The sequence below is a fragment of the Pigmentiphaga kullae genome (genome assembly GCF_004216695.1).
In the GTDB taxonomy this organism is placed as follows: domain Bacteria; phylum Pseudomonadota; class Gammaproteobacteria; order Burkholderiales; family Burkholderiaceae_B; genus Pigmentiphaga; species Pigmentiphaga kullae.
Map to the genome: position 1 here is coordinate 1,946,359 of NZ_SGXC01000001.1, position 13,662 is coordinate 1,960,020.

The 13,662-nt window shown below is 69.8% G+C and carries 12 protein-coding genes; 8 read left to right on the top strand and 4 right to left on the bottom strand.

The window, feature by feature from the left end:
• Positions 1-12 precede the first annotated feature (12 nt).
• Positions 13-873, bottom strand: coding sequence for an inositol monophosphatase family protein (locus tag EV675_RS09575; RefSeq protein WP_130357026.1), 861 nt, complete (start codon positions 871-873; stop codon positions 13-15).
• Positions 874-1,051: 178 nt separating this feature from the next.
• Here EV675_RS09575 and mnmC point away from each other — a divergent pair, with 178 nt between their 5' ends.
• Positions 1,052-2,953: a bifunctional tRNA (5-methylaminomethyl-2-thiouridine)(34)-methyltransferase MnmC2/FAD-dependent 5-carboxymethylaminomethyl-2-thiouridine(34) oxidoreductase MnmC1 gene (gene mnmC, locus EV675_RS09580; protein ID WP_130357971.1), complete on the top strand. Its 1,902-nt coding sequence runs from the start codon at positions 1,052-1,054 to the stop codon at positions 2,951-2,953.
• Between the two features lie 333 nt (positions 2,954-3,286).
• Positions 3,287-5,515: a glycoside hydrolase family 31 protein gene (locus tag EV675_RS09585; RefSeq protein ID WP_130357027.1), complete on the top strand. Its 2,229-nt coding sequence runs from the start codon at positions 3,287-3,289 to the stop codon at positions 5,513-5,515.
• Between the two features lie 253 nt (positions 5,516-5,768).
• On the opposite strand, the gene EV675_RS09590 is transcribed toward EV675_RS09585, so the two are convergent.
• On the bottom strand, positions 5,769-6,587 hold the full coding sequence (locus tag EV675_RS09590) for a copper resistance protein NlpE N-terminal domain-containing protein (protein WP_130357028.1): 819 nt from the start codon (positions 6,585-6,587) through the stop codon (positions 5,769-5,771).
• A gap of 136 nt (positions 6,588-6,723) precedes the next feature.
• Between EV675_RS09590 and EV675_RS09595 the strand changes: the two genes are divergently transcribed.
• Together EV675_RS09595 and coaE are read left to right on the top strand one after the other, a co-directional pair.
• Positions 6,724-7,578, top strand: a complete 855-nt coding sequence (locus EV675_RS09595; RefSeq protein ID WP_130357029.1) for a prepilin peptidase — start codon at positions 6,724-6,726, stop codon at positions 7,576-7,578.
• Positions 7,572-8,216, top strand: a complete 645-nt coding sequence (coaE, locus tag EV675_RS09600; protein ID WP_130357030.1) for a dephospho-CoA kinase — start codon at positions 7,572-7,574, stop codon at positions 8,214-8,216. The genes EV675_RS09595 and coaE overlap by 7 nt, the downstream gene beginning before the upstream one ends.
• Positions 8,217-8,231: 15 nt before the next feature.
• On the opposite strand, the gene EV675_RS09605 is transcribed toward coaE, so the two are convergent.
• Complete coding sequence (locus EV675_RS09605) at positions 8,232-9,188, bottom strand: Bug family tripartite tricarboxylate transporter substrate binding protein (protein ID WP_130357031.1); 957 nt, start codon at positions 9,186-9,188, stop codon at positions 8,232-8,234.
• A gap of 126 nt (positions 9,189-9,314) precedes the next feature.
• On the opposite strand from EV675_RS09605, the gene EV675_RS09610 reads away from it, so the two are divergent.
• From EV675_RS09610 to EV675_RS09620, 3 genes are all read left to right on the top strand, one after another.
• The gene (locus tag EV675_RS09610; RefSeq protein WP_130357032.1) at positions 9,315-10,280 is read left to right on the top strand and encodes a LysR family transcriptional regulator; all 966 of its coding nucleotides are present in this window, start codon (positions 9,315-9,317) and stop codon (positions 10,278-10,280) included.
• A 170-nt stretch (positions 10,281-10,450) separates the two neighbouring features.
• The gene (zapD, locus tag EV675_RS09615) at positions 10,451-11,206 is read left to right on the top strand and encodes a cell division protein ZapD (protein ID WP_130357033.1); all 756 of its coding nucleotides are present in this window, start codon (positions 10,451-10,453) and stop codon (positions 11,204-11,206) included.
• A gap of 38 nt (positions 11,207-11,244) precedes the next feature.
• On the top strand, positions 11,245-11,460 hold the full coding sequence (locus EV675_RS09620) for a DNA gyrase inhibitor YacG (RefSeq protein WP_130357034.1): 216 nt from the start codon (positions 11,245-11,247) through the stop codon (positions 11,458-11,460).
• Position 11,461: 1 nt separating this feature from the next.
• Here the strand turns inward: EV675_RS09620 and EV675_RS09625 are convergent, their stop codons facing one another.
• The gene (locus tag EV675_RS09625; protein ID WP_130357035.1) at positions 11,462-12,370 is read right to left on the bottom strand and encodes a LysR family transcriptional regulator; all 909 of its coding nucleotides are present in this window, start codon (positions 12,368-12,370) and stop codon (positions 11,462-11,464) included.
• Positions 12,371-12,489: 119 nt separating this feature from the next.
• Here EV675_RS09625 and EV675_RS09630 point away from each other — a divergent pair, with 119 nt between their 5' ends.
• Positions 12,490-13,638 carry an FAD-dependent monooxygenase gene (locus EV675_RS09630; RefSeq protein WP_130357036.1) on the top strand — a complete coding sequence of 383 codons (1,149 nt, stop codon included), beginning with the start codon at positions 12,490-12,492 and terminating at the stop codon, positions 13,636-13,638.
• Positions 13,639-13,662: the final 24 nt, after the last annotated feature.

Sequence of the window (13,662 nt, forward strand, 5' to 3'; positions counted from 1 at the left end):
CTGCCCCGGCCGTCAGGCCGCGCCGGCGGCCTTGAGGTTGGGGCCGATCAGCTCGTGCAGGGCCTTGGCCACGCCGGGGCCGCCCGCGACGATGTTGCCCTGTTCGGGCCAGGGGGCCTGGCCGAACGGATCGAAGGCCTGTCCGCCGGCCTCGCGCACCAGCAGCGTGCCGGCGGCGACGTCCCACGGCTTGAGCCGCAGTTCCCAGTAGCCGTCGAAGCGCCCGCAGGCCACCCAGGCCAGGTCGAGCGCCGCGGCACCGTTGCGCCGCACGCCGCGCGTGCCGTGCATGGCATCGCGCAGCATGGGCAGGTAGCTTTCGGTGAACGACATGTCGCTGTAGGGGAAGCCCGTGGCCAGCAGGGCATCGGACAAGGCCGCGGTGCGCGAGCACTGGATGCGGTGGCTGTTGAGCCAGGCGCCCACGCCCCGGACCGAGGTGAACATTTCCTCGCGGCAGGGATCGTAGATCACGGCCACCACCGGCCCCGGTTCGCACCGGGCTTCCTCGAAGGCGATGCCACAGCCTTCCTGGGCCACCAGCGCGATGGAGACGGCGTAGTGGGGAATGGCGTGGACGAAGTTGGTGGTGCCGTCCAGCGGGTCGATGTACCAGCTGGCGGGGCCCGACGGCGAACCGCCCGTTTCCTCGGCCACGATGCCGTATTGCGGCGTGCGCGCGCGCAGCACCTCGATGATGGCGATCTCGGCTTCGCGGTCCGCCTGCGAGACCAGGTCGTTGCGCGCCTTCAGGTCGATCACCAGTTCCGAGCGCTTGTGCGCATAGGCCTGGAGGATCGCGGCGCCGGCATGCGCGGCGGTGACGGCGGCTTCGAGCGCCTTGAAGAGATCCAGCGGGACGGGTTTGTCCATGGTGGGAGCTGCAGGGATGCTCATGAGCCCAGTGTACGCCATGAAGAGGTTTCCCCCTACGCAGCACCGCTGCCGTCCCAAGAAAGCCGTCCCAGACCCAGGAAACCGCGGATCCGGCTTTGCCGGTCCGCCGGTTTCGCCCCCTGGGGGGCGCCCGAAGGGCGTAGGGGGGGTTATCATCCTCGCCGTGTTTACGCCCCTGACTCCTTCTCGGCCGGCCTTCGATCAGGATGGTTTGCCCTACAGCCCGCTTTATGGCGACATCTATCATGCCGCCCAGGGGGCGCTGGAGCAGGCTCGCCATGTGTTCCTGGCGGGCAACGGTCTGCCGGAGCGATGGCGCGGGCGCGAGCGTTTCACCGTGTGCGAGACGGGATTCGGGCTGGGGCTGACCTTCCTGACGCTGTGGCGGGCCTGGCGCGACGACCCGCGGCGCAGCCGGCGGCTGCACGTGGTGTCCGTCGAGGCCCATCCTTTCGCCCGCGAGGACCTGGAGCAGTTGTTGCGCGCGCGGCTGCCCGCCGGTTGGGAAGACATGGCCACGCAGTTGCTGGCGCAATGGCCGCCGCTCTTGCCGGGGCTGCACCGGCTGGACCTGGATGGCGGCGCGGTGACGCTGACCCTGGCTTTCGGCCTGGCCGAACAGGTCGTGCCGCGGCTGGTCCTGCGCGCGGACGCCTTCTTCCTGGATGGCTTCAAGCCCTCGGTGAATCCCGGCATGTGGTCCGAGCCGCTGATGCGCGCGTTGGCCAGGCTGGCCGCGCCGGATGCCACGGCGGCGACCTGGGCGAGCGCCGGCGCGATGCGCCGGGCCTTGCAGACGGCGGGTTTCGAGGTCGAACGCCGGGACGGCTTCGGCGGCAAGCTGCACATGACCGTGGCGCGCTACGCGCCGCGTTTCGAGCGCCGCCACGCGCCGGCCGAACCACCGTCCTTCGCCGAGCGCCATGCCGTGGTGGTGGGCGCGGGCATCGCCGGGGCCGGCGTGGCGCATGCGCTGGCGCTGCGCGGCTGGCGCGTGTCCGTGTTCGACGCGGCGTGGGGAGCCCCGGCGCTGGGGGCCGGCCACCTGGCCGCCGCGCTGACGCCGCTGCTGGCCCGCGACGACAGCCCGCGCGCGCGCCTGAGCCGCGCCGGGGCCTTGCGCGCGGCCACGCGCTGGGCGCCGTGGATGGATGGCGGGATCGTCGCCCGCTGCGGCACCGTGCAGCAGGCCAAGTCCGACGACAAAGAGCCCGGCATGCATGCCATGCTGGCGGAACTGGGTTTTCCGGCCGACTGGGTGCGCGCGGTGACGCGGGAGGAGGCCAGCGGGCTGGCCGGCTGCCCGACGGCGCGTGGCGGCGTGTATTTCCCCGGCGGGCTGCGGGTGCGCCCGCGCCTGCTGGGCGCGGCGCTGCTGTCCCGGCCGGGCATCGAGGTCCGGGCCGCTCGCGTGGCCCGCATCGAGGCGCTGCAGGCGGACGTGCCCTCGGGGCGGCGGTGGCGGGCCGTCGATGGGCTGGGCGCTACGCTGGCCGAGGCCGAGATCGTGGTGCTGGCCAATGCCGCCCAGGCCCCTCGGCTGCTGGCTGCCAGCAGCCTGGGGCCCACCGGCGGCGAACTGCCGGGCTTCTTCGGGCAAAAGGCCATCGCGGGGCAGATCACGCTGCTGCCGGCGCAAGATGCCGGCTGGCGCCCGCCGCACTGCGTGGTGGCGGGCGACGGCTATGTGCTGCCCGCGGTGGACGGCGATTGCGTGGCCGGCAGCACCTATGTGCACGATGCCGCGCGGGCCGTCGCCACGGCCGAGGGCCACGCCGTCAACCTGGAGCGGGCTGCCCGGCTGCTGCCGGAACTGGCCGGGGCCGGCCTGGATCCTGGCGCGTTCACGGGCTGGGCCGGTTGGCGCGCCGTACTGCCCGGCAGGCTGCCGGTGATAGGCGAATCGCCCGTCCACGGCGGGCTTTGGGCCGCCTCGGGCTACGCCTCGCGCGGGCTCAGTTGGTCGGCCCTGGGGGGCGACATCCTGGCCGCTTCGCTGGAGGGAGAGCCCATGGTGCTGGAGGGGGATTTGCTGCGGATGATCGCCTGGCGCTGATCTCGGGCCGAATCGTGGGAAAATAGAGGGATTAACAGCAAAAAAGACGTGCCCAAGGGCGCGCGGTGCCCGGCCCGTGCGTCCCGATCCGCCGCTTTCAGGGTCGCAGGATGGCCCCGGATACGGCCTTGCCGGGCCTCCCGTGGGGCCCCGCAAGGCGCGCTTGGGCGGGAGAAGGCTGCTTCCACGGTTTATTTGCCTCTCCGAATCCGTCAAAATAGAGGTTTTGGCGAAAAAGTGCGGTCATCTACCGCATTTGGGGCGGATAGCGGGGCCTCGCGAGGCTTGCGTCTTTGCTATTGCCAATCTGTCGAAAGCGATCGAGGGAAACCTGTGCCACTTCAATTCGACTCCTCCCGCTACCAGCGTCTGGAATCCCTGTCTCTCAACACGTCCAGCCCGGCTGCCATCCGTTTCACGACGGACCAGGGCCAGGCGGTGCTGGTCGAGGCCAGCGCGCCAGGTGTGTTCCGGTTGAGCATGGGCACGCCGGCCGCGACCGGCAAGCCGGCCTCTGGCTCGGCCACCCGCGCCGCCGCCCTGCACGACCTGCTGGCCCGGGACGAGGCCATAGGCGAGGCCGTGGTTGAACAGGCGGATGTGGGCGGCCAGCCCGGCTGGCGCATCGTCCAGGGCGACAACGTGCTCGAGATCGCCGCCCATCCCGTGCGGCTGGCCCTGTACCGCAAGGGGCAGCAGGTGCTGGCCTCGTCCGCCGACGAGGACCTGTGCCCGCTGGGCACCGAGGACGCCTCGGCCCCGGCGTCGTGGGCCCTGTGCTTCGACCTCGCGGCCGGCGAAGCCGTCCACGGCCTGGGCGAAAGCCGCATCATGCTGGATCGCCGCGCCGAACGCGTCGTCTCCGACGAGGCCGGGTCGCGCGCCTTGCCGCTGGCCTGGAGCCCGCGCGGCTGGGGCCTGTACGTCAATACGCTCGAATCCGTCGTGCACGACATCGGCCTGCCCGAGTTCGCGCCCGACAGCTATGTGGTGACCGTGGCCGACGCCCAGCTGGACGTGTTCCTGTTCGTGGGCGAGCCGGCCGAGATCCTGAACCAGTACACCCAGCTGACCGGCCGCGCCGGGCAGCCCACGCTGTGGAGCATGGGCGCGTGGCTGCACCAGGCTGCCGACACCGGCGCCGAACAGCTCGCATCCGTGGCCGGCCAGATGCGCAGCCGCGGCGTGCCCGTCGATGCCGTGTCGTTCCGGCCGCCCGCGGCCTGGGAGATCCGCGCCAAGCTGAACCTCGAATGGGACGCCGCCCGCTTCCCCGATCCGCGCCAGGTGCTGGGCGAGTTCAAGGGCCTGGATCTGAAGGTGTGCGCGCCGGGCTTTCCGGGCGTGCCCACCCACAGCCCCATGTTCGCCGAACTCGAGGACAAGGGCTGGCTGCTGACCGACGAGACCGGCGCCGCCCAGGTGTTCGCCGGCGTGCCCGCCAGCGCCGGCGGCAGCTTCGGCCTGCTCGACCTGACCCATCGCGACGTGTGGACCTTCTGGCGCGACAAGATCCGGCAGATCATGGACGAGGGCGTCGATGCGGTGTCCTGCGACATCCAGTTCGACATCCCCGACGGCGTCGAGGCGCGCAACGGCGATACCGGCGCGCGGCTGCGCACGGCCTATCCCATGCTGGCCAAGCGCTGCCTGTTCGAGGCGGCGGCCTGGAACAAGACGCCGCCCGAGGGCGTGGTGTGGAGCCGCGATCTCTTCCCGACCGGCCAGCGCCTGCCCATGCAGGCGCCGGTGTCCGTGCCCAATACCTGGGAAGGCCTGGCCGAATCGCTGCGCGCCGCGCTGACCTCGGGCGCCAGCGGCCTGCCGGCCCATGCCCATGACATCGGTTCGCCAGAGCATCCGTTGGGAACCATGACGCCCGAGCTGTACCTGCGCTGGCTGGCCGCCGGCGTGTTCAGTTCGCACCTGCGCTTCCATGCGGTGCCGGGGCTGCTGCCCTGGGACTTCGGCGACGAGGCCTTCCAGCACGCGCAAACGCTGATGCAGTGGCGCTACCGGCTCATTCCCTACGTATTGGGCGTGATCGAGGACGCCGCCCGCACCGGCCTGCCGGTGCAGCGCTCCATGGCCCTGTCCTTCCCGGACGATCCCGAGGCGCATGCCCACGAGTTGCAGTACCTGCTCGGCCCGGCGCTGCTGGTCGTGCCCGCGGTGCAGCCCGGCAACCAGATCCGCGTCTACTTCCCCAAGGGCGAAGCCTGGTGGGACCTGAACACGGGCTGGCGCTACGAGGGCGGCACGAGCTGGACCTTCGAATGCGGACTGGACCGCCTGCCGGTCTTCGGCCGCGAAGGCCACATGCTGTGCCTGGGCCCCGCCGCCCAGCACACCGGCGAATTCAACTCCGCCCGCATCCTGGACGAGGTCTGGCTGTTCGGCATGCCGGTGCACAACCCCAGCGTGATGCGCAACAAGATCCGCGTCATGCAGATGCAGGGGTCGAGCTACGCCAAGGGCCTGGAAGGCCTGAAAATCCTGCCGTCCGAAGGCCTGGAAGTGAAGCGCCGCGGCGCCGAGGTCCGGATCTCACGCGCTAGGTAGAAGAACCCCCCTACGCGCTTACGCGCGCCCCCCAGGGGGCGATGCGGGTGGACCGGCGGAGCCGGATCCACCGCATCCTGGGTCTGGTACCGTTATCTTGGAGTGTGGCGCGGTTGCTATCGCTGGCTGCCAGCGGTAGCAACCGTGCGACGTACCAAGATGGCCCCACAAGACCACGACATGGGGGATCCGGCTCCGCCGGTCCCCCGCCGTCGGCCCCCTGGGGGGCGCGCGTAAGCGCGTAGGGGGGGGCCTAGTCCTCGCAGGGGCTGTCCAGGGTGCCGCGGGCGAGTTTGTCCACGACTACCGATTCCACCGGGGGTTCGCCGGTGCGGGCGATGTGGCCGTCTATCCACATCAGGACCGGGGTGCCGGGCGCCACGCGCAGTTTGGCGTAGGCGTCGGCCAGCGCCTGGGCCTGGCCGGTGGACGCCACGGGGTAGCGCTTGCCGGTGCTGCAGATGGCGAAGGTGGGTTGGCCGTCCTTGGGGACGACCTTGCCGCGCATGGTGAAGGTGTCGGTGATGAAGTCGGCTTCGAACTGCTGGGTCAGGGCGTAGTTCAGCGTGGACTGGATGGGTTCGCCGTTCTGGTCCAGCATGCGCAGCGTGGTGCCGGAAACGAATTCGTAGAGGCCGCCTTCGTTGCGGTCGCCGATCAGGCGGATCTGGTCGGGCGAATCGACCAGGCGTTCCCAGCGTCCGGTGCTGACGAAGCTCAGTTCCTTGTTGTCGCGGGTGCCGAAATACACCCGGCGCATGCGCCAGGTCCAGTCGGGCAGCAGCGTGAGGGTGACGCGCTGGCCGGCGCAGTCGGCGCAGGGGATCACGCCGCGGAAGGTCTGCGGCTGGGCCAGGGGCACCCCCCGGTCCTGCCTGCCCCGTTCGGCCTGTTCCTGCGTCACGGCGGGCGGCGGCGGGATCACGGCGTCGGCGGCGGTCAGGGTGCCGGAGCGGTCGCGGTCGGGCAGGGGGATGGCGCATGCGCCCAGCCCGGCTGCCACGACCACGGCGGCGGCCAGGGTGGCAAGGCGGGAAGGTGCGGGGCGGGAGGAAAGGGGCGGGTTGGTCATCGCGGCTCCGGCTCTTGAGATTTACCGCAAGTCTAACCTGTTGCGTCTGCCGGCATGCGACGGGAAAGTCCACGCCGGACCCGTGGGGCGGTTAAGCTTGCGGGGGGCCGCCGGGGCGGCGTTTTCATTCTCGTCTATGTCATTCGTGCAGATACTCGCGGCCACGCCGTGGCTGGCCTACACGGCTGCCGCCGTGCTGGGGCTGGTGGTGGGCAGCTTTCTCAATGTCGTGATCGCGCGGCTGCCGCAGATGATGCAGCGCGCCTGGCAGGAACAGTGCGCCGAGCTGCACGGGCAGGCGCAGTCCGAACCGGCGCGTTTCGACCTGGCCTATCCCGCTTCGCACTGCCCGGCCTGCCGGCGCCCGATCTCGTGGCGCCACAACATCCCGGTGCTGGGCTGGCTCGTGCTGCGCGGCCGCTGCGCCCATTGCGCCGCGCCCATCTCCTGGCAGTACCCCCTGGTGGAACTGGCGGCGGCGGCGCTGTTCGCGGCCTGCGTGGCCGTGTTCGGCGTGACGTGGAGCAGCCTGGCGGCCATGGCTTTCTGCGCCGTCTGCCTGGCGCTGGCCGTGATCGACCACCAGACCTCGCTGCTGCCGGACGACCTGACGCTGCCGCTGCTGTGGGCCGGTCTGTTCGTCAACCTGTGGGGCGCCTTCGCCTTCCTGCCGGATGCGGTCATCGGCGCGATGGCGGGTTATGGGGTGCTGTGGTCCGTGTACTGGCTGTTCCGCCTGCTGACGGGCAAGGAAGGCATGGGCTATGGCGATTTCAAGCTGCTGGCCGCCATCGGCGCCTGGCTGGGGTGGCAGAGCCTGCCGCTGGTCATGGTGGTGGCCTCGCTGGCCGGCGTGGCGGTGGCGGGAGGGCTGATGATCGCCGGCCGGGTGCAGCGCGGCCAGCCGCTGCCCTTCGGACCGTATCTGGCGGCCGCGGGCGTGGCCGCGCTGTTCGCGGGCGATGCATGGATTAAGCTGCTGGCATGGTAGGCACACTTTCTTCTGCCCGCGCCCAGCCGCTGCGCGTGGGCCTGACGGGCGGGATCGGATCCGGCAAGACCGCCGTGGCCGATCTCCTGGCGGCCCGGGGCGCGGCCGTGATCGATACCGATGCCATCGCGCATGCGCTGACCGCGCCGGGCGGCCTGGCCATCGAGCCCCTGCGGCGCGAATTCGGCCCGGACATGATCGGTCCCGACGGCGCGATGGACCGCTCCCGCATGCGGGCCCTGGTGTTCTCCGATGTCCAGGCCAAGGCGCGGCTGGAAGCGCTGATCCATCCGCTCATCGGCCAGGAGGTCGAACGCGAGGCGGCCGGGCGCCAGGGGCTCTACCAGGTCTTCGTGGTGCCGCTGCTGGTGGAGTCCGGCCGCTGGCGGGACCGGGTGGACCGCATTTGCGTGGTCGATTGCGACGAGGCCACCCAGCTCCGGCGCGTCCAGCGCCGCAGCGGCCTGGCCCCCGACATGGTCGCCCGCATCATGGCCGCCCAGGCCACGCGCGCCCAGCGCCTGGCGGTGGCCGACGACGTCATCGTCAACGATGGCGAGACCACGCCCGAGCAGTTGGCGCAACGGACCCTGGCCCAGCACCGCGCCTGGCTGGATCTGCTTGCGCTGCGCGGCTAGCGGCCCGCCAAGGCTTCACTGGATGTCCAGCGTGCGGATCAACGCATCCCAGCGTGCGCGCGTGTCGCGCAGCCAGGCCGTGGTCCGCGCCGAATCCGCCCAGAAGGGCGTGACCGCCATCTGATCCAGCTGGCGGCGCACCTCGGGGCTTTCCAGGATGTCGTGCAGCAGGCCTTCCCATGTCTTGACCACGGCCGCCGGCGTGCCCGCCGGAAACAGCACTATCTGGCTGAACTGCACGTCGAAGTCGGGCACGCCCTGTTCCTGCGCGGTGGGTACCTGCGGCAACTGGGGGTTGCGCGTGGCGGCGGACGTGACCAGCGCCTGCAGCGCGCCGGACCGCACATAGGGCAGCGTGTTGGTCGAGGCCACGAAAGCCAGCGGCACGTGGCCGGCCACCACATCCGACAGGGCGGGGGCATTGCCCTTATAGGGCACGTGCGTGCCGCGTATGCCGGTCCTGGCCTTGAGCAGCTCGAAGGTCAGGTGGCCGGGCGAGGCCAGGCCGGCCGAGGCGTAGGTCAGGTCTTCTTTCCTGGCGCGCGCCAGGAAATCGCGGAAATCCTTCAGTCCCAGCTTGGGGTGGGCCACCAGCACCTGCGAGGTGGTGCCGAAGATGCCGGCCGGCACGAGGTCGCGGTGGGGGTCCAGCCCCATGTTCTTGTAGACCGAGGGATTGATCGTCAGCAGGTGGTCGATGCTGACCAGCGCCGTGTAGCCGTCCTTGGGCGACCGGGCAACGTACTCGGCGCCGATGTTGCCGCCAGCGCCCGCGCGGTTCTCGACGATGACGGGCTGTTTCAGGCGCGATGCCGCCTGTTCGGCGATCAAGCGGGCGATCAGGTCCAGCGGTCCGCCGGCGGCGAAGTTGACGACCAGCTTGACCGGATGGTCGGGGTAGCCGGCGGCCCGGGCCCAGGGCGCGGCGGCAAGAAGGAAAAGGGCAAGGAAAAGGCGCGCAGGCAATCGCATGAGATGTCTCCGTGGAAGGGGGGCGGGGCTGGCTGGGCCAGTCTGGTCGGCGCCGTGCCTGCATTATGGGAACGGAGAGGTATTTGTTTCCAATGATAAAATTCCAGTCTGTCATACATAAAATTCATGGCAATGGACTGGACCCGGCGTTTGCGCATCCGGCAGCTCGAAGTGCTGAGCAGCCTGGCCGACACGTGCAATCTCAGCCACACCGCCGATCGCCTCTCCATGACGCAGCCGGCCCTGTCCAAGTGGCTGGCCGAGCTGGAGACCGAACTGGGCGTGCCGCTGTTCGAACGCCATTCGCGCGGCCTCGTGCCCACGCGCTTCGGCGCGGCCATGGCCGAACACGCCCGCATCATGCTGGCCGAGGTCGAACGGGCCAGCCAGGCCATGGCGTTGATGGCCGAAGGCGCGGACGGCCACCTGTCGATCGGGGTGACGGCCACGGTATCGACCGGCCTGTTGCCCGACAGCGTGGCCCTGCTGCTGTCGCGCCGCCCCGAAACCCATCTGTCCATTACCGAATCGACCCTGGACCAGCTTCTGCCGCCGCTGCTGGAGCGCCGCCTGGATTTCGTGGTGACGCGCCTGGAAGGCGGCGCCATCGACGACCGCCTGCGCTGCACGCCGGTCTACAGCGAAAGCATCGCGGTGGCCGCGCCTCCGACGCACCCGCTGGCCGGCCGCAGCGGCCTCGCATGGGCGGATCTCGACGGATGCGGCTGGGTGGTGCCGCCCGAGGGCAATCCGCTGCGGCGCGAACTGGACGCCGAATTCGCGCTGGCCGGCCTGCCCGCGCCCCGCTATCGGGTGGAGGCGGTCGGCATCCTGATGCTGGTGGCGATGATGCAGCGGGCCAACCTGTTGACCGCGCTGTCGCGCCGGGTGCTGGACTATTTCCAGTCCGCCGGCCATCTGGTGGCGCTGGACCTGCCCACCCGCCGGCAGGGCACGGTGGGTATCCTGCGCCATCGCGACGCGCCCGATACGGCACTGCATCGCGACTTCCACGAGGCGCTGCTGCAGGCAGCCGACGCGGCCGGCGTCACAACTCGAAACCGTATTGCCGGGCCGCCTGCTTCAAAGTAAAGGGGGATCGGGCTACGGTTGAGTGTTTTCCGGCGGGCTCCGTCTCTACAATGATGGGAGGTGTTCCGAGGCGCCCGCGCAAGGGCCGTCCGGAAGCTGGCAAGGCAAGTGTCGCCGTGTCCATGCCGTGCAGGTATATTTCTACGAAATTCCGATACCGGACGGTCTACGTGGTTCTTTACGAATACCCATTCAACGAGCGCGTCCGAACGCTGCTGCGTCTGGAAAGCCTCTTCGACAATCTGTTCTTCTTCGTGCGGCAACCGGATGCCCGCGGGCATCACGTCGCATTGACCACGCTGTTCGAAATCCTGGATGTGTCGGCGCGCGCCGACCTCAAGTCCGAGCTGCTCCAGGACCTGGAGCGCTACCGCCAATCCCTGAGCTCGCTGCGCGAGCATCCCGGCGTCGATCGCCAGACCCTGGACGTCATGCTGTCCAGCATCGAGCAGGCCACGGGCTCGCTCGTGGCCCAGGGCAAGACCGGCCAGCCGCTGCGGCAGAACGAGTGGCTGACCAGCATACGCAGCCGCCTGGCCATCCCGGGCGGGGCCTGCGAGTTCGACGTCCCGTCCTTTCACGCCTGGAAGCACAAACCCGTCGAGCATCGGGTCCAGGACCTGGCCCAGTGGGTCGAACCCTTCCTGCCCATACGCGACGGCCTGGCCATCGTGCTGAAGATGCTGCGCGAATCGGGCCGGCAGGTCGCGGTGGTGGCCGAGGGCGGGGCCTTCCAGCAGATGCTGGGCGGCAAGGCCTACCAGCTGCTGCGCATCTACGTCGACGAGGCGCTGGGCGTGTTTCCCGAGGTCAGCGCCAACAAGTACATGGTGTCGGTGCGCTTCTCGTCCCAGGGGGGCGATCTCAAGCCCCAGCCGGTGGTGGCCGACGTGCCCTTCCAGCTGACGCTGTGCAACAGCTTCTGAAGGCGGCGGATCGCTCGTCCCCTGGCTACAATGCGGCCATGGTCAAGAAAGTCAAATGCCCCACCTGCGCCAGGCCGGCTCCCTGGAGCCCCGACAACGCCTGGCGGCCCTTCTGTTCCGAACGCTGCCGCCAGATCGACCTGGGCGCCTGGGCAGCCGAGAAATTCGCCATTCCGGGCGCTCCCCTGGAAACCGATGATCTGAGCGGGGACTCCTCGGGCCGGCTGTTTCCTCCGCCGCAGTCGATGAACTGAACTAGCTGTTCTCCAGCAGGGTCCGGATGTCCAGCGACCGGAGCAGTTGCATGGTCTCCCGCGTCAACCGGGTCAGCGGCTGGAGCCGCGCCGTGCACATGATCAGGTTGTTGTGCATGGATGGCGAGTGCACGCGGGCGGTGGCCAGCGTGCCGGCGCGGCGCTGCGGCCCGATGGCGCTGGCAGACAGCAGTGCGTAGCCTTCCCCGCTTTCGGCCAGGGCCACCATGGTGTGAACGGCGTTGACCTCGGCGACGATGTCCAGCGCGATGCCGCGCCGGCGGCAGGCCGCATCCACCACCGCGCGGATGGTGTTGGGCTCGCAGGGCAGGATCAGCGGATAGTCCGCCAGCGCATCGACCGGCAGCGATTCGGGCAGGCGTTCGCCCGGACCCGGCACGCATCCCACCAGCATCAACTCCTCCTGGAATACCGGCTCGTAGTCCAGCGTCTCGCCCGGGGCGGGGTCGTACAGCAGCGCGACGTCGACCCGGCCTTCGTGCAGCCATTCCCGCAGGCTCACGCTCAGCCCTTCGGTCACGGTCAGCGCGGCGCCGGGCAGGCGCTGGCGGAAGCCGCGTACCAGGCTGGGTGCGAGCAGGTGGGCGATCCGCGGCGGAAAGCCGACCACGATCTTGCCCCGGGGCACCGCCTTCAGCTCGTGGATTTCCTGGCGCGCGGTGGCCAGGCGGGCCAGGACGACCCGGGCATGTTCCAGCAGGCGCCTGCCGGCCTCGGTCGGTTCCACGCCGCGGCCGTTGCGGTAGAGCAGGTGCTCGTGCAGTTCAACCTCCAGCAGGCGGATCTGCCGGCTCAAGGAGGGCTGGGTCATTTCGAGCACCATGGCCGCGCGCGTGAAGCTGCCGGCGTCGACTACCTGGACGAAGTACTCGAGTTGCTTGATATCCATGCTGATCTCGTTTCACATAGAGAAGTTCTATAGCTGCTAGAGCTGTTCTGCAATTTACTCGATATGTCCTGGCTCCAATAATGGGCGCTTCCGCAATGGCGGACCCTTGGAGGAGTTTCATGAAGAAGTCGGAGTTGCCGGTTGCGATCATCGGCGCGGGTATAGGCGGACTGGCGGCGGCGACCGCGCTGCGCGCGCAGGGCGTGGCCGTGCAGGTCTACGAGCAGGCGCGGCAGTTCGCGCGCATCGGCGCGGGCATCCAGATGACGCCCAATGCCATGCGGGTGCTCGATGGGCTGGGGCTGCGCCCGCAACTGGAAGAGATCGCCTTTTCGCCCCGGTCGTCGCTGAACCGGGCGCACGACACCGGCGCGGTGACGAACGAGTTCCCGCTGGCCGGCGCCGTCCTGGAGCGCTATGGCATGCCCTTCCTGGCCATGCACCGGGGCGACCTGCATGCGGCGCTGGCGGCGCAGGTGCCGCAGGCGCATATCTCGCTGGGCAAGAAGCTGGTGCATCTGGAACAGGGCGATGGCGAGGTCGCGCTGCGCTTCGAGGATGGCTCCGAGGCCCGCGCCCGCGCGGTCATCGGCGCCGACGGTGTGCATTCCCTGGTGCGCGAACTGCTGCTGGGCGAGGAGCAGCCGCGCTTTACCGGCCGCGTGGCCTATCGGACGACGTTCCCGGCCAGCCGGCTGGGTTCGCTGGACATCGGCCAGTCGCGCACGAAATGGTGGGGGCCGGACCGCCACATCGTCATCTACTACGTCACCCGCCGCCAGGACGAGGTCTATTTCGTCACCAGCCAGCCCGAGGACGCGGGCTGGCTGACGCCGGAGTCATGGTCGGCCAAGGGCGACCTGGAGGTGTTGCGCGCGGCCTATGCCGATTTCCATCCCGACGTGCGGGCGGTGCTGGCGGCATGCCCCGACGTGCACAAATGGGCGATCTTCCAGCGCGATCCGCTGCCCAACTGGGGGCGGGGCAACATCGTGCTGATGGGCGATGCCTGCCATCCGATGACGCCCTACATGGCGCAGGGCGCGGCCATGGCGCTGGAGGATTCGGTCGTGCTGGCGCGCTGCGTGGCCGCCCACGGCAGCGATCTCGACGCGGCGTTCCGCCTGTTCGAGCAGGTCCGCAAGCCTCGGACGTCGGCGGTGCAGGCCGGGTCGAGCGCCAACAACTGGATGCGCGAGTCCACCAACCCCGATTGGGTCTATGGTTACGACGCCTGGAACGTGTCCCTGGACGCGGGCGCGCAATAAGCCTTTCCGCCGGACGGAGCCGGG